Annotated in this window: 22 protein-coding genes, 1 pseudogene and 1 riboswitch; of the genes and pseudogenes, 12 read left to right on the plus strand and 11 right to left on the minus strand. The window is 68.7% G+C overall.

The window, feature by feature from the left end:
• Positions 1-124 precede the first annotated feature (124 nt).
• The 3 genes from E5679_RS09975 (at position 125) to E5679_RS21045 (ending at position 1095) form a co-directional block, all read left to right on the plus strand.
• Positions 125-313 (plus strand): helix-turn-helix domain-containing protein, encoded by a 189-nt coding sequence (locus E5679_RS09975; protein WP_138415346.1) that lies wholly within the window; start codon positions 125-127, stop codon positions 311-313.
• Between the two features lie 20 nt (positions 314-333).
• The gene (locus E5679_RS21435) at positions 334-558 is read left to right on the plus strand and encodes a helix-turn-helix domain-containing protein (protein WP_138415619.1); all 225 of its coding nucleotides are present in this window, start codon (positions 334-336) and stop codon (positions 556-558) included.
• 216 nt (positions 559-774) lie between these two features.
• A complete protein-coding gene (locus E5679_RS21045) occupies positions 775-1095 on the plus strand; it encodes a tyrosine-type recombinase/integrase (protein WP_212746923.1) in 321 nt (106 codons plus the stop codon).
• A 28-nt stretch (positions 1096-1123) separates the two neighbouring features.
• Here the strand turns inward: E5679_RS21045 and E5679_RS09990 are convergent, their stop codons facing one another.
• Positions 1124-1810, minus strand: coding sequence for an aggregation-promoting factor C-terminal-like domain-containing protein (locus E5679_RS09990; protein ID WP_249336055.1), 687 nt, complete (start codon positions 1808-1810; stop codon positions 1124-1126).
• Between the two features lie 4 nt (positions 1811-1814).
• Positions 1815-2006, minus strand: a riboswitch (cyclic di-AMP (ydaO/yuaA leader).
• A gap of 583 nt (positions 2007-2589) precedes the next feature.
• Here E5679_RS09990 and E5679_RS09995 point away from each other — a divergent pair.
• The gene (locus E5679_RS09995) at positions 2590-3399 is read left to right on the plus strand and encodes a winged helix-turn-helix domain-containing protein (RefSeq protein ID WP_138415348.1); all 810 of its coding nucleotides are present in this window, start codon (positions 2590-2592) and stop codon (positions 3397-3399) included.
• A gap of 21 nt (positions 3400-3420) precedes the next feature.
• Positions 3421-3975, plus strand: coding sequence for a SixA phosphatase family protein (locus E5679_RS10000; RefSeq protein WP_138415350.1), 555 nt, complete (start codon positions 3421-3423; stop codon positions 3973-3975).
• On the opposite strand, the gene E5679_RS10005 is transcribed toward E5679_RS10000, so the two are convergent.
• The 6 genes from E5679_RS10005 to E5679_RS10030 all read right to left on the minus strand — a co-directional run bounded on the left by E5679_RS10005 (position 3917) and on the right by E5679_RS10030 (position 10269).
• A complete protein-coding gene (locus E5679_RS10005; protein WP_138415352.1) occupies positions 3917-4504 on the minus strand; it encodes a hypothetical protein in 588 nt (195 codons plus the stop codon). The two genes, E5679_RS10000 and E5679_RS10005, sit on opposite strands and share 59 nt — an antisense overlap.
• Before the next feature lie 55 nt (positions 4505-4559).
• Complete coding sequence (locus E5679_RS10010) at positions 4560-5186, minus strand: TetR/AcrR family transcriptional regulator (protein WP_138415354.1); 627 nt, start codon at positions 5184-5186, stop codon at positions 4560-4562.
• Positions 5183-7192: a YhgE/Pip domain-containing protein gene (locus E5679_RS10015; protein WP_138415356.1), complete on the minus strand. Its 2010-nt coding sequence runs from the start codon at positions 7190-7192 to the stop codon at positions 5183-5185. Before E5679_RS10015 ends, E5679_RS10010 begins: the two co-directional genes overlap by 4 nt.
• Positions 7189-7851 carry an ABC transporter ATP-binding protein gene (locus tag E5679_RS10020; RefSeq protein ID WP_138415358.1) on the minus strand — a complete coding sequence of 221 codons (663 nt, stop codon included), beginning with the start codon at positions 7849-7851 and terminating at the stop codon, positions 7189-7191. The genes E5679_RS10015 and E5679_RS10020 overlap by 4 nt, the downstream gene beginning before the upstream one ends.
• 31 nt (positions 7852-7882) lie before the next feature.
• The gene (locus tag E5679_RS10025; protein ID WP_138415360.1) at positions 7883-8758 is read right to left on the minus strand and encodes a helix-turn-helix transcriptional regulator; all 876 of its coding nucleotides are present in this window, start codon (positions 8756-8758) and stop codon (positions 7883-7885) included.
• Positions 8759-8820: 62 nt separating this feature from the next.
• A complete protein-coding gene (locus tag E5679_RS10030; protein WP_138415362.1) occupies positions 8821-10269 on the minus strand; it encodes an MFS transporter in 1449 nt (482 codons plus the stop codon).
• A 157-nt stretch (positions 10270-10426) separates the two neighbouring features.
• Here E5679_RS10030 and E5679_RS10035 point away from each other — a divergent pair, with 157 nt between their 5' ends.
• The 3 genes and pseudogenes from E5679_RS10035 to E5679_RS10045 all read left to right on the plus strand — a co-directional run bounded on the left by E5679_RS10035 (position 10427) and on the right by E5679_RS10045 (position 12395).
• A complete protein-coding gene (locus E5679_RS10035) occupies positions 10427-10624 on the plus strand; it encodes a hypothetical protein (RefSeq protein WP_138415364.1) in 198 nt (65 codons plus the stop codon).
• A gap of 3 nt (positions 10625-10627) precedes the next feature.
• A pseudogene (locus E5679_RS10040) lies at positions 10628-11340 on the plus strand (aldo/keto reductase).
• Between the two features lie 14 nt (positions 11341-11354).
• Positions 11355-12395 carry an NAD(P)-dependent alcohol dehydrogenase gene (locus E5679_RS10045; RefSeq protein WP_138415366.1) on the plus strand — a complete coding sequence of 347 codons (1041 nt, stop codon included), beginning with the start codon at positions 11355-11357 and terminating at the stop codon, positions 12393-12395.
• 9 nt (positions 12396-12404) lie between these two features.
• Here E5679_RS10045 and E5679_RS10050 read toward each other — a convergent pair whose 3' ends face one another.
• Complete coding sequence (locus E5679_RS10050) at positions 12405-13817, minus strand: dihydrolipoyl dehydrogenase family protein (protein ID WP_249336056.1); 1413 nt, start codon at positions 13815-13817, stop codon at positions 12405-12407.
• Positions 13818-13841: 24 nt separating this feature from the next.
• Positions 13842-13964 carry a type B 50S ribosomal protein L36 gene (ykgO, locus tag E5679_RS10055; protein ID WP_138415368.1) on the minus strand — a complete coding sequence of 41 codons (123 nt, stop codon included), beginning with the start codon at positions 13962-13964 and terminating at the stop codon, positions 13842-13844.
• 82 nt (positions 13965-14046) lie between these two features.
• Here ykgO and E5679_RS10060 point away from each other — a divergent pair, with 82 nt between their 5' ends.
• Positions 14047-15036, plus strand: coding sequence for a GTP-binding protein (locus E5679_RS10060; protein WP_138415370.1), 990 nt, complete (start codon positions 14047-14049; stop codon positions 15034-15036).
• 19 nt (positions 15037-15055) lie between these two features.
• Here E5679_RS10060 and E5679_RS10065 read toward each other — a convergent pair whose 3' ends face one another.
• Together E5679_RS10065 and E5679_RS10070 are read right to left on the minus strand one after the other, a co-directional pair.
• Positions 15056-17230: an elongation factor G-like protein EF-G2 gene (locus tag E5679_RS10065; RefSeq protein WP_138415372.1), complete on the minus strand. Its 2175-nt coding sequence runs from the start codon at positions 17228-17230 to the stop codon at positions 15056-15058.
• A gap of 101 nt (positions 17231-17331) precedes the next feature.
• A complete protein-coding gene (locus E5679_RS10070) occupies positions 17332-18147 on the minus strand; it encodes an IclR family transcriptional regulator (RefSeq protein WP_249336057.1) in 816 nt (271 codons plus the stop codon).
• 185 nt (positions 18148-18332) lie between these two features.
• On the opposite strand from E5679_RS10070, the gene E5679_RS10075 reads away from it, so the two are divergent.
• From E5679_RS10075 to E5679_RS10085, 3 genes are all read left to right on the plus strand, one after another.
• On the plus strand, positions 18333-19061 hold the full coding sequence (locus tag E5679_RS10075; protein ID WP_138415376.1) for a CoA transferase subunit A: 729 nt from the start codon (positions 18333-18335) through the stop codon (positions 19059-19061).
• 112 nt (positions 19062-19173) lie between these two features.
• The gene (locus tag E5679_RS10080; protein ID WP_138415378.1) at positions 19174-19869 is read left to right on the plus strand and encodes a CoA transferase subunit B; all 696 of its coding nucleotides are present in this window, start codon (positions 19174-19176) and stop codon (positions 19867-19869) included.
• Positions 19866-21053 carry an acetyl-CoA acetyltransferase gene (locus tag E5679_RS10085; RefSeq protein WP_138415380.1) on the plus strand — a complete coding sequence of 396 codons (1188 nt, stop codon included), beginning with the start codon at positions 19866-19868 and terminating at the stop codon, positions 21051-21053. The genes E5679_RS10080 and E5679_RS10085 overlap by 4 nt, the downstream gene beginning before the upstream one ends.
• Positions 21054-21079 lie beyond the last annotated feature (26 nt).

Consider the following 21079-nt stretch of genomic DNA (forward strand, 5'->3'; position numbering starts at 1 on the left):
TAGCAGCAGCTAACAGCGGGGCCGGTGTTTATGGCTGTAAAGCTATCACGGCAAGCTGGGCTTGGAAGCATCCTGTTGCGTAATCGTGACCAAAGTCCCGCGGGCTGGCCGTAGCCTGCCGCTCATGGATCCCAAGAAACGGGCGTACACGTTTGAGCAGGCGGGTGAGGCTGTCGGCGTGAGTTCGAGGACGCTGCGGCGCTTCGTTGAACGCGGAGACCTCGCAGCGAAGTACATCAACAGCAAGCCCGTCATCCTCGCGTCAGAGCTCGAAGCTTGGCTCGAATCGCTCCCCTCGGAGCCGGTGCGGTGAGCGGTGTTGACGACCGCCCGATGCTGACGGTTGCTGAGGTCGCTCGACGGCTTGCTGTCGGTGAAGAGACTGTGCGCCGTCTCGTCCGTCAGGGGAAACTCTCTCCGATCAGGATCGGCAGGACTTGCCGGATCTCGGAAGCCAGATATGAGGAATTCGCCACACCACCACCGCCTCACCCGGCCGTGAATCGCAGGGAGACGGCACAGCGGGCAGAGATCCGGGAGTGGCTTCGGAAGGCCTAGCCTTTAATTTGTCCAACGTCTGGGACTCCAGTTGGGCGATGTCGATTTCCTCCGCCGAACCATCAGCGTTGCGCGGCAGGTCCAGGGCGACGTGCTCAAGGAAACCCGCATCGTCCCGCCGAAGCATGGATCAGAGCGAGACATCTATGTCCCGGACGGGTTGCTCCAGATCTTGGCTCGGCATATCGAGACGATCGGCGTTCATGCGGATGAGCAATGGCTATTCGGCTACGGGGGCATGTGCTCAACCGGCATTCAGCCGGGAGCAACTGGCGCACCGTTCGCAAGGCGGCCGCGTTGGGTGACAAGTACACGCTGCACGATCTGAGGCACTTCTACGCCTCGGGCCTCATCGCGGACGGGTGCGACGTCGTTACCGTCCAGAAGGCCCTTGGCCACGCCAAGCCGAGCATCACGCTGAACGTCTATGCCCACCTGTGGCCCAACGCCGAAGATAAGACGAGGACCGCAGCATCAGGGCTGATGGCTGCGGTCCTCGGGGTTCCTGCGGACTCTGTGCGGACTCACGAGGCATGAGCCCCGGAATCATGCGGCAGAGGTCGGCTTAATACCAGTTGTGCGCGTAGTGGAACGCGAGCGCGTTCGAGGGGGAGCCGTAGCGGTCCTTGATGTAGCCGAGACCCCAGTCGATCTGCGTGCGGTAGTTGGTGTGCCAGTCGTCGCCAGCCGAGGACATCTTGCCGCCGGGGAGGGCCTGGGCGATGCCGTAGGCGCCGCTGCTGGCGTTCTCGGCGGTGGTGGTCCAATCGGACTCGCGGTTCCAGAGCGTGATCAATGCCTGCATCTGGTCCTGGCCCCAGCCGAACTTCGCCAGCTGGCTCGCGGCATAGGCCTGTGCGCCGGCCGGGTCGTTGACCGGCTGGGTCTTGAGGAGCTCGGCCTTCGCGGCGGCCGCTGCTGCAGCGGCTTCCTGATCGGCCTGGGCCTTGGAGATGGAGCCGACGGCGGTGCGGGCGAAGTCGATCTTCGCGTTCGCCGTTGCGCTGATCTGCGGCGACACGTTCTCCGGGGACATGGACAGCGCCGGAGTGAGCTGGCCTGCGCTGGCTGCGGCGCCGCCGCTGACGGCGGTGACGAGCCCGAGGGAGGCGGCGACGACGGCGTTGCGGTAACGACCGCTCGTCGCGTTGCCGAGGCCGGCGGTGATACGGACAAGACGGCTGGGCGGCGTCGTCGCGCGGTGACGACCGCGTTGGCGCACAGGTGTGCCCAAGGACATGGTGTTGCTCACGCAAGGAACCTCTCGTTAGCGCCTGCGAAGTTAGCTGCCGGGTTCGGATGCGAGTCATCCGGCCCCCGCCGTCCTGGCGCGGGCTTCACCCCTGGCCGCTGGTCCGCATTGAGCGGGCCTTCGCGGGCCGATGGTTCCTCCGTCTCTGCCTTCTCCTGCACTCCGGGCTGTCGGCAGAGTTCGGCGAACCACACCCGGAGCGGCACGGGAGCCCGTGCCTCGACCACCCTAAGGCACACGCTTGCCTTTGTCACATTTGGGTAACAGCAGATCACGGGCGAGCCTCGGACGAGGCGGTATTCTGCAGATGAACGCCCAACTCTGTCCACTTGAGACCCGTGATTCCGCGGGTGATCTGCCAGACGGTCCACATGGTGGATGCTGCAGAAGTCCGTGAACGGCGGGGAAACGGTTCAGGAGACGCCGAACAATATTCGGTGCACGGCAGGAAACAGCGCGAAAAACGTGAAAAGTCACGTTCATATATGGTTCTGGCCGAATCGTGAGATCTATCACAATTCCTCGTTTCGTCTCACGATCCGAGACGGGAAGCGCTTTGTTACTTGCCTGTAGCCATTGTTACGGGGGACACTCGCTGGTGTGAACAAGGACTCAATGGCACCTGCAACGGCGGCCCATCGCTCCGGCACCCCTGCCAGCCGGACCATGTGCTGTTGTCGAATGCATAGCTGACTGCACCATCCCCAGCACCTGCTTCTTCTTCCCTGTTCAGCATTCGAAGCCGCTAGCGGCTAGTCCCACGCGAAGGTCAGCACTCCATGTCGGTTGCATCCGGATACGTCCACATCTCTGTCCGCAACGCCCAGCGCGCCCAGACGGCGCCCACGCGCCAGCCGTTCGGAGGACGGGTTACGAACCCCTCCGATCCCTACTCCGCTCGTCCCCTTCGTCCCGTCACTGACGACTACGCCCCGATCACGGCGCCGACGCCTGTCGTCGCACCGGGCACCGAGCCCGTCCGCTCCGTCGCCTCCGACACGGTGGCGCATGGGTTCGTCCTCTACGTGGGCATCTCCGAGGAGCAGGCTGCTGCCGCTGGCACGTCCATCGCGCGGATTGCCCAGGAAATCCGCGCCTACGCCCAGAATCTCGTGCCCGGCGTCGAAAGCTACGCAGCAGTCGCCGTCGCCCCCGCTGCTGCACAGGGGAGTCCCCTCGACGTGGTGCGCTCGACGTTCGGCGACCCCACGATCGGCACCCGCCCCCGCCCCGAGCCGCGCGCGCCGCAGTCCAACGACAACCGCCCCAGTGGCGTGCTCATCGACCTCGCGCGGCGCGAAGTCCACCTCGACGGCGAGTCGCTGAACCTCACGTTCAAGGAGTTCGAGCTCCTCAACTACCTCGTGGAGAACGGCACGCGCACGGTCAGCCGCGACGAGCTGCTCGAGAACCTGTGGAAGAACGCCGAGGAGATTCCGAACGAGCGGACGATCGACGTCCACATCCGTCGCCTCCGGTCGAAGCTCGGACGCCTCGCGAACACCGTCCGCACAGTGCGGGGGCAGGGCTACCGCTTCTACGAGCATCCCGAGGTCATCGTCTGGGCCGCGCCCGAGTACTCGATCTGATCGGTGTCTAGGCTTGCTCCCATGAGCAAGCACCACGTCAAGCGGCTAGTGGTCCTGCGCCACGCCAAGGCCGCGTGGCCCGAAGGCGTCCCCGATGTCGACCGGCCCCTCGCGGAGCGCGGTCATGCCGATGCGCCCGAGGCCGGGAAATGGCTCCTCGCGCACCGCGTGGTGCCGGACTTCATCCTGTGCTCGGTCGCCCTGCGCACGCGGCAGACCTGCACGTGGGTCTGCGGGGAACTCGGGGATCTCGCCCCGACCCCGAAGCTAGAGTCTGGGCTCTACGCCGCAGGCGCCGCGCGGATGCTGGCCGTGATCAACCACGTCCCCGACACGGTGCGGACGCTCCTGGTCATCGCCCACATGCCGGGCGTTCAGGACCTCGTGCTGCGGCTGGCGTCACGCGATTCGGACCAGGACGCCTATCTGGACGCCGCCAACCACTTCCCCACCACAGGGCTGGCGGTTCTTGAGGTGGACAAGCCGTGGGCAGAGCTCGACGGCCAGGACGCCAACCTCACCCATTTCGCCGTGCCGCGGGCCGAGAGCCGGAAGCACGGCCAGAAGCACCGGTAGGCCTCGGCGGGGCCGGCTTCGACGCGGGTGCCCTGGCCGCCGGGGGCTTCGGCGCAGGCGCTTTCGGGCTGGGCCGCTGCGCGGTCGGGCGCGCCACCGGTTTCCGAGCGGGCTTTGCCACAGTCCTGCGTCGGCGCGGCCAGGCCGACGCCACGAAGAGGATGCCCAGCGTCGCGAGGGCCGCCACAACAGCACCCACGAAGTACGGATCTGCGTCCCGGCTCGAGACCGTGGTCACGGAGTCGGGCGCGTCGTCCCACGCGAGTCCGAGCATGCGCAGGAAGGCGAGGCTGCACCCAATCGTCGCCGCGGTCGTCGCGGACGCGACTGCCGCCACCCAATAGCGGTTCATGCCCAGGATCGTGTACAGCGCGCAGAGGATGAAACCCGCGAGGGCGGCGAGGGTCAGGGCGCCGAGCCATTCCTCGAGCTGCCATGCCGTGAGCGCCGCGAGGATGGCCGTCGCCGCTGCACAGCAGAGAGACGCGCGGGCACTGCGCCGCAGCGGAAGGAATCGCGAGGGGACCACGAGTCCTAGTTTTTCATTGGCCGAGCCCCACTCAGTGTCGCCCTGCCGATCGGCCTCAGCGTTTCTCGAGCGAACCGCGGACGAGCGCGAACACCGACTCGGCGGCCTCGTCGAGACCGCGCTGCGGATTGAACGCGGCGCGATCCAACCCGGTCACGAAGGCCGCACCGAACAGCGCGACGGCGACTCCACCGGGCGTGAGCCCGGCTCGAAGCGGCTGCACGGCGTCGATTCGCCGTACTGCGGCCTCGATCTCGGCGAGGACCTCGGCCCGCATGTCGGACAGGAGCGCGTGCCACGTGCCGTCGGCCCTCCACTGCTCGCCCAGCCAGAGGCGCACGAACGCGGGATATTCGGCGATGAACTCGAGAGCGCGGCGCACCATGCCGCGCACCTCGCCAAGAGGGTCCGACGACGGCGGGCGGGGAGCGCCGTCGTCCGTCTCCCCGAGAAGCCGGGCCATGAGCAAGCCCATGCCGTAGCGCAGGAGCTGCTGGACGAGTTCCTGCTTGCTTCCGAAGTTGTAGTAGACGGTGCCCTTGGCGACGCCGGCGGCGGCGGCGATCTCGTCCACCGTCACGGCGTCGGCTCCGCGCTGCCCGATGAGCTCGACGGCGGCCAGGAAGAGCCGCTGCTTGGTCGCCTCCGACCGGGCGGACCCGCGGGTGGGCGCGGGGCTCATATCGAAATCTCCGGCTGGAGGGTCTTGAGGCGCCACGTCATGTTCTTGCGCGTGCCGAGGATGTTCAGCGCTGACCCCACGAGCGCGTACCCGACGAGCCCGGCGACGAGCGGGAGGATCCCGGAGAGGTCGCCGCCGTAGATGAGGTGCCGCATGCCGGTCACCACGTAGCTCATCGGCAGGACCGCATGCGCCACCTGGAACGGGGCCGGCGTCATCTCCCAGGGGAACGTGCCTCCGGAGGAGACGAGCTGCAGGATCAGCAGGATCAGCACCACGAACTTCCCCACCGAGCCGAGCAGCGAGACGATCCCCTGGATGATCGCGCTGAACGCGACGCCGCCGAGCATGAGGAACAGCCACATGAGCCACGGGTGGGCCGGGTGGAGCCCGAGGCCGAGGTCGACGACGGCGGTCAGCACCGTGGCCTGCGCCGCCGAGACGACAGCGAACGGGAGCCAGCCGCCGACGGCGATCTTCCATGCGGGGGCATTCGAGGCGAGGGCCCGCTTGGTCACGGGACGCATGGCCTGGGTCAGCATGAAGATGCCGACCCACATTGCGAGCGCGAGGAAGTACGGTGCGAGGCCTGCCCCGTACGTCGCGGCCTTCGCCTGCGAGACGCTGTTCACGGCGACCGGATCTGCGATGACCCGCGAGACGTTGCCCTTCTGGGCGTCGGTCGGGTTCGGGACCTTGCCCGCGCCCGTGGCGAGGCCGTCCGCGAGCTGGGCCGCGCCGTCATGCGCCTGTGCCGCGCCGGAGGCGAGGGCCTGCGCGCCGTCGTCTGCCTTAGCCGCGCCGTCTGAGAGCTGAGCCGCGCCGGCGGCGGCGCTCTGCTCCCCGGCGGCGAGCTGGGAGGCTCCGGACGCTACCTGGTGGGCTCCGCCGTCGGCCTGGCTGATGCCCGAAGCGAGGGCTGGCATGCCGTTCGCGAGCTGCCGCGCGCCGTCGGCCACCTGCTGGGAACCGGCGGCGAGCTGGGCGACCTGCCCCGCCGCGGAGGTGAGCTGGGCCGTTGCGCTCTGGCCGGAAGGTGACTGTCCGGCGGCGGTGAGCGCTGCGCCGACCTGCTGCGCCTGCGCGGGGGTCAGGGTTCCGTTGGCCACGAGCTGGGCGAGTGCCCCTCTGGTCTGCTGCTGGAGCTGCGCCTGGGCGGCGTCCCCTGCGGCGACCGCCCCTTGGACCTTCTGATTCAGGAGCTGGTTGCCGGCGGCGACCTGCGCCGCGCCGTCCGCGAGCTTCTGGGTGTCAGCCGGGAGCGACGCCGTCTTCTGCTCGAGTGTGTCGAGCCCCGTGGCGAGCTGGGACGCGCCGTCGCGCACCTGAGCTGAGCCGGCGACGAGCTGCTGCTGGCCGTCCGCAAGCTGGGCGGCGCCGGTGCGCAGCTGGGCCGTGCCCGTGGCGAGCTGGCTTGCGCCCTCGGACACCTGGCCTACGCCGTCGCGCAGCTGCCCCGCGGCGTCGGCGGCCTGGACCATCTGCGTATGGATCGTTCCGTAGCCCGTGAGGAGCTGGTTCGCGGTCTCGACGCCAACCTCCTTGGCGACCGAATCGTGGACGGCCTTCGTGGCCTTGTCCACGATCGTGGACAGGAGGTAGTTGTTCGCGTCGTTCGTGGTGACGTCGAGCATCGCCTGCCGTGCGGCGTCGAAGGTCGAGGGGGAGGCGAGGTTGGCCGAGAAATCCGCGGGGATGCGCAGCGCGAACGAGTAAGTGCCGTTCCGCACGCCAGCCTCGGCGGTCTGCTGGTCGGGGACGCGCTGCCAGTCGAAGACGTGGCCGTCCACGAGACTGCTCGCGACCTTGCCGCCCACCTCGCCCCGGTCCTCGACGACGAGCGCGGCCTTGAGATGGTTGGTGTTCGAATAAGGATCCCAGTTCGCGTAGAGGTACACCGCGCCGTAGAGCAGCGGCACCATCGTGAGCGCGAGGATTGCGAGCTTCGGCAGGAGGCCGGAGGTCATGCGCTGGAGTTCCGAGCGGGCGAGGCGCAGCACGGTCATGCGCGCACCTCCTCGAGGGGTTGGGTCTGGGAATTGCCGACGACGGCGGTCCCGGCTTCCCAGCCGAGCGGCACCTCTCCGACGATGGCGACGACGGCGAGCGGCCTCCCCGGCTCCGTCGCGAGCCGCTCGAGGCGCGGGAGCCAATCCTCGGCGCGATCGGAATGTCGGTCGGGGGAGTCGACCACGAGGAGGCGCACGGCCGGATCGGAGAGCGCGAGGTCGGCGAGGAGCTCCACCCGGCGCCGGGCGGGAAGCTCGTCGACCCATTGGGAAGCAACGTCCTCGAACGCATGCACGGTCAGCCAGGCCTCGGGGGTTCCGAACGCGCGGTGACGCCGGGGCAGGAGCGAGAGGTCTTCGCCGACGAGGCCGAGCACGCTCAGGTGCCGCTCGGCCTCGTTGATCCCGGGCGAGTCGACGAGGGCACTCGCGCGGCGGAGGGTCTTGAGGTTCTTCTTGGGGCCTGCCTCTGCGCCCCAGAGCGCCGTTCCCCCGTCCGGGAAGTAGCGGCCGCTCGCCGCGAGGGCGAGTGCGGTGCGCGTGTCCTGGCCGTCGGCCTGGACAAGGGTGAGCGCCCCGATCGGGGCTTCGAAGGAAGTGGGGGCCACGAGGTCGCCGTGGCGCCCCTGCACGCGGAGCTCACGAACTGAAAGCATGGTCCCAGTTTAGTGAAACTGACCGGTCAGTTCAAATTGTCTCGTCGAGCGCCCGCGCTGTGGCCGGCTTCGGCTCCTGCGCCCCGAAGCTGCCGAGCATCGCGAGGGAATCCGCCGAGGGCGAGCCGGGCTTGGCGGTGAACACGCGCAGCGTCAGGTCCGGATCGTGCCGGGGCGCGAGATCCTCGAAGTTCAGTTCGAGGTCTCCGACCACCGGATGCCGCATCCGCAGGACCCCTGCGTGTTCGGTCACCACTCGATGGCCAGCCCACCATTTGCGGAAGTGCTCGCTGTGCACCGCGAGCTCGCCCACGAGCTGGTTCGCCTCGGGATCGTTGGGGTGACGGCCGACGTCGACCCTCAGCGCTCCCGTGGCCTCCGCGGCCACCGTCTTCCAATCGGTGAACAGCTCCTTGGCCCTGGGATCCAGGATGATCCACCGTGTGAGGTTCCGCTCCTGCAGCGGCATGCTCGGGAAGTCGGCGAGCAGGAGGAAGGCGAGCGGGTTCCCGGCGAGGACTTCGGTGCGGCGGCCGAGCACGAGGGCTGGGACATTCCCGACGGCGTCGACCAGCTGGCGCAGCGCCGGTCGCGCGGTCTGCGGGGGCAGCGGGCGTTTCGAGTTCGCGCAGTGCTCGAGCAGGTTGATCATGTGGGCCCGCTCGCCGTCGTCCAGCTGGAGGGCCCGCGCGACGGAATCGAGCACCGAGCGCGACGGGTGGATGTTCCGACCCTGCTCGAGGCGCGTGTAGTAGTCCGTGCTCACGCCGGCCAGATACGCGATCTCCTCGCGACGGAGGCCGGGCACGCGCCGACCACTCGACGTCGCAGCGATGCCCGCCTGCTCTGGTGCGAGGCGAGACCGCATGGCCTTGAGGAATCGGCCGAATTCAGCGCTTTGACCCATTGATCCATTCTTTCCGACGCATTCGAGGCTTTTCTACAGAGGTGCTAGGACACGGACTTTGCCTAGGACGCGGATTTTGCCGACGTCTCCTGGGCGGAGGCTTGGGCTGGCCGCTTGGCGGCCGGCATAGCGAGCACTGCGACGACGGTCAGCACGGTGACGACCAGAACCGCAAGGAAGACGGCCGCCGAGGCTTCGATGGTCGCGTGGGGATTCGAGGCGCCGTTGGGCGTGCCTGCGTACAGCGCGTTCGCGACCGCGCCGAAGACGGCGACGCCGAGCGCGCTGCCGATTGAACGCGCGAAGAGGTTGGTCCCGGTGACCACGCCCCGCTCGTTCCACTCGACGCTCGATTGCGCGGAGATCAGGGTCGGGGTCGCCACGAGGCCCATGCCGAGGCCGACGACGAAGCAGCTCACCGCGACGAGGAGCAGGGTGGGCGTGTGAGCGGTGAGCGCGAGAACGCTGGCCCCTGTGACGGAGATCAGGATGCCGATCACCGCGGTGTTCCGGAAGCCGATGCGCAGGTACAGGCGGCCGGACTGCGAGGCGCTGATGGGCCAGCCGATGGTCAGCGCGGCGAGGGCCAGACCCGCTAGCACGGGGGAGACCGAGAGCGATCCCTCGAGGTACGTCGGCACGTACGAGGTGAGCCCCAAGATGATGGCGCCCACGCCGAAGGAGACGAGCGTCGTGGTCAGCAGCAGCCTGCGGGAGACGACCCACAGGGGAAGGACCGGCTCAGAGGCTCGCCGCTCGGCGAGGACGAAGAGGACGAGCAGGACGGCCCCGATACCGAAAACGGCGATGCTCACGGGGGAGTTCCAAGCCCAGGCCTGCCCGCCCTCTAGCGCTCCGAGTATGAGGAGGGTCATGGCACCCGTGAGGAGAGCCGAACCGAGGTAGTCGATCCGATGCCGGGCGCGCTCGATGTTCTCGTGGAACGTCCGGATGAGCATCCATCCGGCGAGGATGCACAGCGGGATGTTGATGAAGAAGATGCCGCGCCAGATCCCGAGAGACGCGAACACCCCGCCCAGCGTCGGGCCGACGACGGACGAGATGGCCCACACGCTGGCGAGGTAGCCCTGGACCTTCGCGCGTTCGGTCAACGAGTAGATGTCGCCGGCGATCGTGATTGCCATCGGCTGGACGGCACCGGCTCCCAGCCCTTGCAGCACGCGGAAGGCGATGAGCGCGGGCATGGTCAGCGCGAAGCCGCAGAGAATCGAGCCGAGCAGGAAGAGCCCAATGCCGGCCAGGACGATGGGCTTGCGGCCCACCATGTCGGAGAGCTTCGCGTACACCGGCACCGAGACGGCCTGCGCGAGCATGTAGGCAGAGAAGAGCCACGGGAACGACGAGAAGCCGCCGATGTCGTGCACGATGGAGGGGACCGCGGTGGCGACGATCGTCGAATCGATCGCTACGAGCCCGGTCGTCAGCATCAGCGCGATGAGAATTGGTCCTCTTTCGGACCGGAAGCCTACAGCGTCGGTGTTCGTCGTCATATTTAAGGTAAACCCCGGGCTGCCGGAATTTAGTCCCCGCGAGCACCGCCGAAGGTAGGACTCTCACTCCTAGGAAGAGAAGAGCGCGGCTGCCGACCTGACAGGGATACCGGTTTCTGAGTAGCGTTGAAACGTATTCCCGCACAGAAGAAGGACCATGGACAACACCGCGCTGATCTCCCTCGCGCTCATCATCCCGTCACAGCTTGCAGAGAGCCAGAGCGCGCTTCCGAGCGCGCCCGTGGTGGACGACGGCGGAGCTGGGCACCCCGCGCGGGCCGCCTTGGTCCGAGCGCGGCTTGCGACAACGCTCCACCGGCTCGCGTGGGCAATCGAACCGAAAGAGGGGTTCTAAACCATGCCTGACATCACGATTCCGTCCCTGACCCTCAACAATGGCGTCGAGATCCCGCAACTCGGCTTCGGGGTGTTCCAGGTTCCGCCGGAGGACACCCAGCGAGTGGTCGAGGCCGCCCTTGAGGCTGGCTACCGGCACCTCGACACCGCCGCCGCGTACCGCAACGAGGCCGGGGTCGGTGCCGCGATCGCGGCGGCAGGCGTCGCCCGCGAGGAGCTCAGGGCCTCTTCGTCTCGGCCTGGCAGGCGATGGAGAAGCTCCTCGCGAATGAACTGGTCCGCTCGATCGGCGTTTCCAACTTCCTGCCCGAGCACCTCGAGACGCTGCTCGCCTCGGCCGAGGTCACGCCGGCCGTCAACCAGATCGAGCTCCACCCGACTTTCCAGCAGCGCGAACTGGCGAGCCTGTGCCGAGAGAAGGGGATCGCCGTCGAGGCGTACAGCCCGCTCGGCCAGGGCGCTGACCTGACTGCCGACGCCGTGCAAGCCGTCGCCGCCGCGCACGGAGCGACTCCCGCACAGGTCGTGCTCGCGTGGCATCTCAGCCAAGGGACGATCGTCATCCCGAAGACGGCGAACGCCGACCGCATGGCCGAGAACTTCGCGGCCGCCGCGCTCGACCTCACCGCGAGCGAGGTCGAGCAGATCAGCGGTCTCGACTCCGGCCAGCGGATCGGCACCGATCCCGCCATCGCCGCTCACACCCAACTCTGACACCAGGAGAATTCATGCCTACCGCACGCGCCTACGCCGCTCCATCCGCCACTGAACCCCTCGTCCCGACGACGATCGAGCGCCGCGAGCCCGGCCCCCACGAGGTCCTCATCGCCATCAAGTACGCGGGCATCTGCCATTCCGACATCCACACTGCCCGCGGCGACTGGGGCGCGATCTCCTACCCGATCGTCACCGGCCACGAGATCGCCGGCGTCGTGGAGGCGATCGGCAGCGAGGTGACGAAGTACGCCGTCGGCGACCGGGTCGGCGTCGGCTGCTTCGTGGACTCGTGCCGGGAATGCGTCAATTGCCGCGCTGGCGAGGAGCAGTACTGCCTGAAGGGCGAGATTGGCACCTACAACGCGATCGGCCGCGACGGGAAGCCGACCGCCGGCGGGTACAGGACGCACATCACCGTCGAGGAGGATTACGTCCTCCGCATCCCCGACGCGCTCGATCTCGACGTCGCCGCCCCGCTCCTGTGCGCCGGGATCACCCTGTACTCGCCGCTGAAGACCTGGGAGGCCGGCCCCGGCAAGCAGGTCGCGATCGTCGGGATGGGCGGACTCGGGCACATGGGCGTGAAGATCGCCCACGCGCTCGGCGCCGAGGTCACGGTCATCAGCCAGTCGCTGAAGAAGCAGGACGACGCCTTCCGTCTCGGCGCCGACCACTACTACGCGAGCTCGGACGAGAGCACCTTCGAGGATCTCAAGGGGCGCTTCGACCTCGTCGTGAGCACCGTCTCCGCGGATCTCGACCTCAACGCGTACCTGGGCCTGCTCGCCCTCGACGGGACCTTCGTCGCCGCGGGCCTGCCGGAGAACGCGATGAGCTTCAGCCCCGGCTCGCTCGTCGGGTTCCGGCGGCGACTGGCGGGGACGAAGAACGGCGGCATCCGGCAGACCCAGGAGATGCTCGACTTCTGCGCCGAACACGGGCTCGGAGCGGAGATCGAGGTCATCCCGGCCGAGAAGATCAACGAGGCGTGGGAGCGGGTCGTGGCCAGCGACGTCCGCTACCGCTTCGTCATCGACACATCGACCCTCTGACCGCAGCGCTCAGAGGCCGTAGGCCTCGAGGAAGCGCAGCCAGACTTCGCTCACCGTGGGGAAGGCTGGGATCGCGTGCCAGAGGCGCTCGAGCGTGACTTCGCCGGTGATCGCGATCGTCGCGGACTGCAGCAGCTCCGCGACGTCCGGCCCGGCGAAGCACGCGCCCACCAGCGTCTGCCGGTCCTCGTCCACGAGGAAGCGCGCCCACCCCTCGTAGTCGACGGCGTGCTGCCATGCGCCGGCCACGGAGATCGGAAGGTCGACGGCCCGGACGCGGATCCCATGCTCCCAGGCTTCTTCTTCCGTTAGCCCGACCATCGCGGCCTCGGGATCGGTGAACATGACCCGTGGGACGGCGAGCTCGTCTGCGGTGCGCGCGTGTCGGCTCCAACGTGACGGCCGCCCGTCGAGCTCGCCACGCACGCGGGCAACGACCACGTCGCCCGTAATCCGCGCCTGGTACTTGCCCTGGTGCGTGAGCATGGCCCGACCGCAGCAGTCGCCGACCGCGTAGAGCCACGAGTTCCCGACGACGAGCCCCGTCTCGTCGACTCGCAGCGAGGCAGGTTCGATGCCGAAGGCAGGCAGCCCCAGCCCATCGAGGGCCGGCCGCCGGCCGGCGGCGACCATCACCTTGGCGACCCCGAGCGTTCGCCCGTCGGGAAGCGCGAGGTGGGCTCCGCCGTCGTCCGTTGGCTCGACGAGCTCCGGCGAGGTTCCTTCGAGGATCTCCACCCCGTCGCCGGTCAGGCCTGCGCGCACGAGTTCCCGCGCGTCCTCGGGGAACGCGCTCAGGAATGTGCCCCGCGCGAGCAGCGTGACCTGCGAACCCAGCCGTGCGAACGCCTGCGCGAGCTCCGAGCCGGCGACGCCCGCGCCGAGGATCGCGAGGCTTTCGGGGACCTCGCGGGTGCTCGTGGCGTCCGCCGTCGTCCAGTAGGGCACCCGGTCGAGCCCGGGAACCTTGGGGACCGAGGGGGTGGAGCCGGTGGCGAGGACGACGGCGTGGCGCGCCGCGAGCGCGAAGTGGTTGCCGGAGGGGTCGGCGACACTCACGCGCTTCGCCCCCGTGAGACGAGCGCGCCCCCGGACGAGGGCGATGCCGGTGCCGTCGACCCACTCGACCTGGGATTCGTCGTTCCAGCTGTTGACGGCGTCGGTGCGGTGGTCGAGGACGGCCTGGACGTCGAGGTCGCCGGTGACCGCCTGGCGCGAGCCGGGAACCCGCCGGGCCGCGTGCAGCGCAGTCCCTGGGCGCAGGAGCGCCTTCGAGGGTTCGCAGGCCCAATAGGAACAGGCGCCGCCGACGAGATCGCTTTCGATGAGGGCCGCTGTGAGGCCGCCCTTCACGATGCGGTCTGCTGCGTTCTCGCCGGCCGCACCTGCGCCGATCACAATGACGTCGTACTCGCTCTCCACCCCACCGATGCTACGGGAGCGTAGTTAGCCTTGCCGGGCCTTGAGACGCGGGTTCTTCTTGTTGATGACGAAGATCCTGCCCCGCCGCCTGACCAGCTGGGACCCCGGCTGGTTCTTGAGGGATCGGATCGATGCGCGCACCTTCATGCGGTGCTCCTTTCATTATTGGGAACCATTCTCTTTAAGATACAGTGGCCACCGGATATTCCCGATCTCGGAAGGTGCAGGTGTGGTCAAGGTCGTCGGAATCGTAGGGGTCTGCGCCCAGGAGCGCCGTAGGTACACGCGCCGGCTGGCGGGCGGGCACCGCTGGCCTATCGTCGAGGCACTGCGTTCCGTCCCGCCCTCCCGCCTCGGGGAAAGCCTGAGTGCTGCGGTTGCCGGGGGAGCGCTTGCTCCGACGCTCCTCTTCGACGCAGGTGACCGGTGGGATGCGCCCGAACTCATCGGCGCGCTGGGCGAAGGAGCGACGGCCGACGACGGCGCTGCTCGCCTTGCCCAGCTTGTCGCCGTCGTGGACGTGGCGCACCTCTTCGACGATCTCGAGGCGGCGGCGTGCGGCGAGCGGCTGGTCCAGGACGTCGAGTTCGCCTCGACCGTTGTGCTCGTGAATTGGCAGCCCCTGGCGACTTCCGACCTCTCGATGGTCATGGCACTCGTCAATCATCTGGCCCCCCGTGCCCGGCTGCGGCTGGACCAGCCGGCAGCGAATCTCGACCTCGACCTGGGTGTCGTCAGACGCGAGCAGGACGGAGCCGGGTGGACGAGGCTCATCAACGGCGAGTTCACGCCGTACATGACCGACGCGCGGGTGAGCGGCTTCGTGTACGAGAACGTTCGACCCTTCCACGCGGGACGGCTCGCGGACGCGCTCGAAGGCGACATCGGCCACGGGCGGTACGGCCGCCTCGTCCGCTCAGCGGGCTTCTGTGCGCTGGCTTCACGCCCTGGACGGGTGGCCCAGTGGTCTCAGGTGGGCTCCGTCGTGGGCATCGAGCCGCTGCCCCTGCCCGATGTCTCGCCCCTCCGCGCATCGCCGCCGCTCGCCGTCGGGCAGGAGCTTGCGGTGATCGGCCTGGACCTCGACCGGCCGGGCCTGACGCGGGCCCTCGATGCGTGCGTGCTCACGGACGGCGAGCTCGCCGAGGGGCCGCTGGCGTGGATGGCCTACCGGGACCCGCTTCCCGAATGGGACCGCGCCGAGGTGCGGCGCGAGTAGCGCCCGGCCCGTTGCCTCGTCAGACGGCGGCGCCACTCGTGTGGGGGGCGGGGTCGTGGCGCAGGTACTCGCGTCGGAAGCGGCCCGTGCCGGCGGTCAGAGCGCGCAGCTCGACGGCGTAGCGAATGAGCTCGACGTCCGGCACCTCCGCGTTGATCTCCGACGTCCCCTCGCCGGCGGAGGTGGTCCCCGTGACCCGCCCGCGCCTCGAGGAGAGATCGCTCAGCACGGTGCCCACGTAGTCGTCCGGAACCTCGATCGTCACCGACGAGACAGGTTCGAGGAGCTGGATCTTCGTTGCAGCGGCAGCCTCCCGCAGCGCCAGGGCGCCCGCGGACTGGAACGCCGCGTCGGAGGAATCCACGCTGTGGGCCTTGCCGCCCACGAGGGTCACACGGATGTCCACCACGGGGAAGCCCGCGGAGACCCCCTTCTGCATCTGAGCCCGCACGCCCTTCTCGATCGAGGGGATGAAAGTGTTGGGAATGACGCCGCCCACGGTCTTGTCGACGAATTCGAAGCCTGCGCCGCGCTCGAGCGGCTCGACCTCGATGTCGCAGATCGCGTACTGCCCGTGGCCGCCGGACTGCTTGACGTATCGGCCGTGCCCGGACGCCGGCGCGGCGAAGGTCTCCCGGAGAGGGGTGATCACTTCGACGGTCTGGAGCTTGGTCCCCTGCTCCCGGAGGCGCTCGAGCACCACGTCCGCGTGGGCTTCGCCCATGCACCACAGCACGAGCTGGTGCGTCTCGGGATTCCGCTCGACCCGCAGAGTTGGATCGCCCGCCGCGACGCGGGCGAGGTTCTTCGCGAGCGCGTCCTCGTCGCCGTGCGACGCCGCTTCGACGGCCACAGGCATGAGCGGCTCGGGCATGTCCCAGGGGCCAACGAGGAGGGGTTGATCCTTCGAGGAAATGGTGTCGCCGGTCTCGGCCGCCGCGAGCTTGGCGACGGCGCAGATGTCGCCGGCGACGGCGGCGGGCACCGCGCGAAGGGTCGAGCCGAACGGGGAGTACAGGCGGGCCACCCGCTCGTCGCTGTCGTGGTCAGGGTGGCCGCGGTCGGCGAGCCCGTGACCGCCCACATGGACCGCGGTGTCGTCCCTGAGCGTCCCGGAGAAGATCCGCACCAGGCACACGCGGCCGAGGAACGGGTCGACGGTAGTGCGGACCACCTCGCCGACGAGGGGGCCGTCCGGGTCGCACTTCAGCTTCTTGACGGGCTCACCGTTGAGGTCCGTGACGGGTGGCACCGCGTGCTCTGCCGGCGACGGGAAGCCCCGCGTGAGCACCTCGAGCAGCTCGGCTGTGCCCACCCCGGTCGTGGCCGCCGTCGGCACCACCGGGAAGAAGGAGCCGCGCGCAACAGCCTTCTCGAGGTCGTTGATCACCACGTCGAGGCTGATGTCTTCCCCGCCGAGATAGCGATCCATGAGGGTCTCGTCCTCGCTCTCGGCGATGATCCCCTCGAGGAGTTCGCCGCGGGCAGTCTCCCAGTCGGCCAGCTCTTCTGGGGCGCCGGGCCGCACCGTCGGCTGCAGCTCGCCCTCGGAGTACTCCGAGACATTGCCGGAGAGGAGCCCGAGGAGGCCCTTGAGGCCGCCCTCGCCGACCGAGGGAACGTAGAGCGGAAGCACCGACTCGCCGAAGGCGCTCTGGCACTGGGCGAGCACTCCGCTGTAGTCGGCTCGCGGGTGGTCAAGTCGGCTGATGACGACGGCGCGGGGCATCCCCACGCGCTCGCACTCCTCCCAGAGCGCCGTGGTGGCGGCATCAACGCCGTCGACCGCGGAGACCACGAACAGCGCGCCGTCCGCGGCCCGCAGCCCCGCCCGCAGCTCGCCCACGAAGTCCGCGTAGCCTGGGGTGTCGAGGAGGTTCACCTTGATCTCGCCGACGACGACGGGCGCCACCGAGAGCGCGACGGAGCGCTGCTGATGCACCGCGGCGGGATCGGAGTCGCCGACCGTGGTGCCGTCCGCGATGGACCCCATGCGGTTGATCGCCCCGGTCGAAGCGAGGACGGCCTCGAGCAGCATCGTCTTGCCGGCTCCCGAGTGGCCCACGAGCACCACGTTGCGGATGAGCTCGGAGCGGTCCACGGTGGGCGCGGGGCTCGCGGCGTCGGCTCGTTTGACCTCAGATCCTGAGCGCGCCGCGCTCTTCGCCGAGCCGTTCGTACTTTTGACCGACATAACCACCTCCAGGTCGCGAACGTCCACAGCTGAATCTGGCCCTGAGGTGAATTCGGCGCCGAGATGAATTCGGCGCTGCTGTGAATTCGGCCACAGGCGATTCAGGCCTTAATACTGTCCCCTCCACCCCCGCTGCGGCGAGCAGTGACGCCTTCGAGCTTGGTACTGATCCTGTGGGCCTCCTCCATGAGCAGGCGCCCGAGGAAGGGCTGCCGCTCGGGCCGGAACCTCGGTTCGATCCCCGTCAGCGACACGGCGCCGACCGCATTGCCTCGCCCGTCGAAGACGGCGGCGCCCATGCCCCAGCTCCCCTCGAGGACCAGCCCCGGGTTGACCGAATAGCCCCGCAGCTTGGTTTCCTCAAGTTGGCGCCGAACCCTGGCCTCGGTGTGTCCCGCCGCGAATTCCCCGGCGTGCTCGTCCCACCGGTCCAAGAGATTGTCCTTCTGACCTTCCGGCAGGAAGGCGAGGATCGCGGTGCCGGCAGACGCCACGCCGAGCGGAAAGCGGACGCCTTCTCGGAGCACGAAGGAGCGGACGGGGAAGCTGCCCTCCTCGCGGAGCACGCAGACGGTTTCGTTGCCTCGCAGCACGCTGTAGAAGGCGCTCTCCCCGGATTCCTGCGCGAGCCGTCGGAGGCTCGGGCGGGCGAGCTCCTCGAATGGGAAGCGGGCGGCGGCGGCCGAGCCGAGAAGGAACAGCTCGGTTCCCAAGACCCAGTTGCCGAAGGAGTCGACGTCCAGGAGGCCCTCCGCGGCGAGGGAGGAGAGGATCCGGTGCGCGGTGGGCCGCGTGAGGCCGGACTCGCGGACGACCCGCGCCGTCGACGCGCCAGCCGGTCTGCTCCCGACGATCCGCAGGACGCGCGCCACGCGTCCCACCAGCTGGGCACCTTGGACGGCTTTGGGTTCGGCCACGCTGTGTCCTTTCTGCGAAATAGCTTCCCTTCCTGCGAAATCTCTCCACATTGTGGACAGCCTGCACCGGCTTGTCCACAGTGTGCCTCTGGGCGGACGCTGGGTATTGCCACCAATGCCCGCAATTCCTAGCCTCGTTCAAGAACGAGCCGTGTCCACAAAGTGGTGACAGGGAAAGGTGAAACATGGGCAAGCTGAAGGACGGCGCTGGAGCAACTCTGGCCGAGGTGCTGGCGGGAGTGCTGCACGACGGTGCCACGCTGGCGGTCGGCGGTTTCGGGCTCAGTGGGATACCGGCGGATCTGATCGAGGCCGTGCGGGAAACAGGCGCGCGGAATCTGACCGTGGTCTCGAACAACATGGGCGTCGACGGGAAGGGCCTGGGGATCCTGCTCGAGTCGGGGCAGGTCCGCAAGGTGATCGCCTCCTATGTTGGGGAGAACAAGCTGTTCGCCCAGCAGTACCTCGCCGGGGAGCTCGAGGTCGAGTTCGTCCCGCAGGGCACTTTGGCCGAGCGACTCCGTGCGGGCGGCGCGGGGATTCCGGCCTTCTACACCCGCACCGGGGTCGGGACGGTCGTGGCCGAGGGGAAGCCCCATGAGGAGTTTGACGGCGAGCTGTACGTGCAGGAGCGCGGGATCGTGGCGGACGTGTCCCTCGTCCACGCCCATACCGCCGATACCGAGGGCAATCTCGTCTACCGGCACACCGCCCGGAACTTCAACCCGGTGGTCGCAACGGCGGGCCGGGTGACGATCGCCGAGGCCGAAGTGATAGTGGGCCCCGGCGAGATCGACCCCAACCACGTCATCACGCCGGGGGTGTTCGTCCAGCATCTCGTGCAGGCGCGGCCCCGCGTGAAGGACATCGAGCAGCGGACCGTCCGGCCCCGCCCGGAAGCGGCAGTGGTCTAGCCCCTTCCGGTGGTCTGGCCCCTTCCGTTGCGCCGTCACGTCTGCAGGGTGTGGACCCTGCGGACGTGACGGCGCAAGCAGAAACGAGAAAACGACTTGGAGGAGGATCCCGATGGCGTGGACCAGGGATGAGATGGCCGCGATCGCGGCCGAGGAACTGAACGACGGCGACTACGTGAACCTGGGGATCGGCATCCCCACGTTGGTCGCGAACAACCTGCCCGAGGGCGTGCGCGTGACCCTGCAGAGCGAGAACGGACTGCTCGGCATGGGCCCGTTCCCGTACGAGGGCGAGGAGGACGCCGACCTCATCAACGCGGGCAAGCAGACCGTGACTATCCTGCCGGGCGGGAGCATCTTCGACTCGAGCGAGTCGTTCGCGATGATCCGCGGTGGGCACGTGAAGGTCGCCGTTCTTGGCGCGATGCAGGTCTCCGCCGAGGGCGACCTCGCGAACTGGCAGATCCCCGGGAAGATGGTCAAGGGCATGGGCGGGGCGATGGACCTCGTCGCGGGGACGCCTCGCATCGTCGTCCTCACCGAGCACGTCGCGAAGGACGGCTCACCCAAGATCGTCGAGAAGTGCACGCTTCCGCTCACTGGGCGGCGGGTGGTGGACCGCATCGTGACGGACCTGGCGGTCTTCGACGTGGTCCCCCCGGAACCAAGGCACGACGACGGCGGCAGCCGCCTCGTGCTGCACCGCCTCGCACCCGGGGTGGGCCTTGACGAGGTGAGGGAGAAGACAGGGGCGCCCTTCGCCGTCGTTCTCGAAGAGGAAGAAGCACAGGAAGGGGCGCTCGCGTGAGCCTCAAGGAACAGTTCGGCAAGGATGTCCTGATCACCGGGTGGGGGCACAGCCGGTTCGGGAAGCTCGGCGAGGAGACGCTCGAGTCCCTGATCGTGCAGGTCGCGGGGGAGGCCCTGGCGCACGCCGGGCTCGAGCCGGGCGAGGTCGACGAGGTCTACGTCGGCCAGTTCAATGCCGGCATGATGCCGCTCGCGTTCCCGTCCTCGCTGGCACTCCAGCTCTCCCCGGACCTGCTCGGCGTGCCGGCGACACGGGTCGAGAACGCGTGCGCCTCGGGGTCGGCGGCGGTGCAGCAGGGGGTGAAGGCGCTCCTGGCCGGGACGGCACGGAACGTCCTGGTGGTCGGGGCCGAGATGATGACCCCGGCCGGGGCGGAGAAGGTCGGTGCGGCCCTGCTCGGTGCGGATTACGACATGGCCGGCCAACCGTCGTCGGCCGGGTTCACCGCGCTGTTCGCCGAAGTCGCCAAGCACTACGAGAAGCGCTACGGCCCTGTCGCTGACGTGCTCGGGAGCATTGCGGCGAAGAACCACCGCAACGGCGTCGACAACCCCTACGCCCAGCTGCGCAAGGACCTCGGCGAGGAGTTCTGCCGCACTGTGTCGGAGAAGAACCCGATCGTCGCCGACCCGCTGCGCCGCACCGACTGCTCGCCCGTCTCTGACGGTGCGGCCGCCGTCGTCCTCTCCCTCGCCCCGCGCTCCGGCGCGAAGACGGGCCCGGTGCGGCTCGCCGGCTTCGGACACGCGAACGACTTCCTGCCCCCCGAGAAGCGCGACCCGACCGCTTTTGCGGGGACCCGTCTCTCCTGGGAGCGGGCGTTCGCGATGGCCGGGCTCGGGCTTGAGGACCTGGACTTCGCGGAAGTGCACGACTGCTTCACGATCGCCGAGCTCGTCATCTACGAGACGATGGGCCTCACGCCCGTCGGCCAGGGGCGGCGCGCGATCGAGGAGGGCTGGGTCTTCAAGGACGGCAGGCTCCCGGTCAACGTCTCCGGCGGGCTCAAAGCCAAGGGCCATCCAGTCGGCGCGACTGGCGTCTCCCAGCACGTGCTGGCCGCGATGCAGCTCACGGGCACGGCTGGTGCCATGCAGCTTCCCAACCCCCGCCGCGCGGCGGTGCAGAACATGGGCGGAGTCGGTATCGCCAACTACGTGAGCGTCCTCGAGGCGGTGTAGGGGCCCTCTTACCCTCGCCGGCGCAA

The organism is Sinomonas gamaensis (assembly GCF_005876955.1).
Taxonomy (GTDB): domain Bacteria; phylum Actinomycetota; class Actinomycetes; order Actinomycetales; family Micrococcaceae; genus Sinomonas; species Sinomonas gamaensis.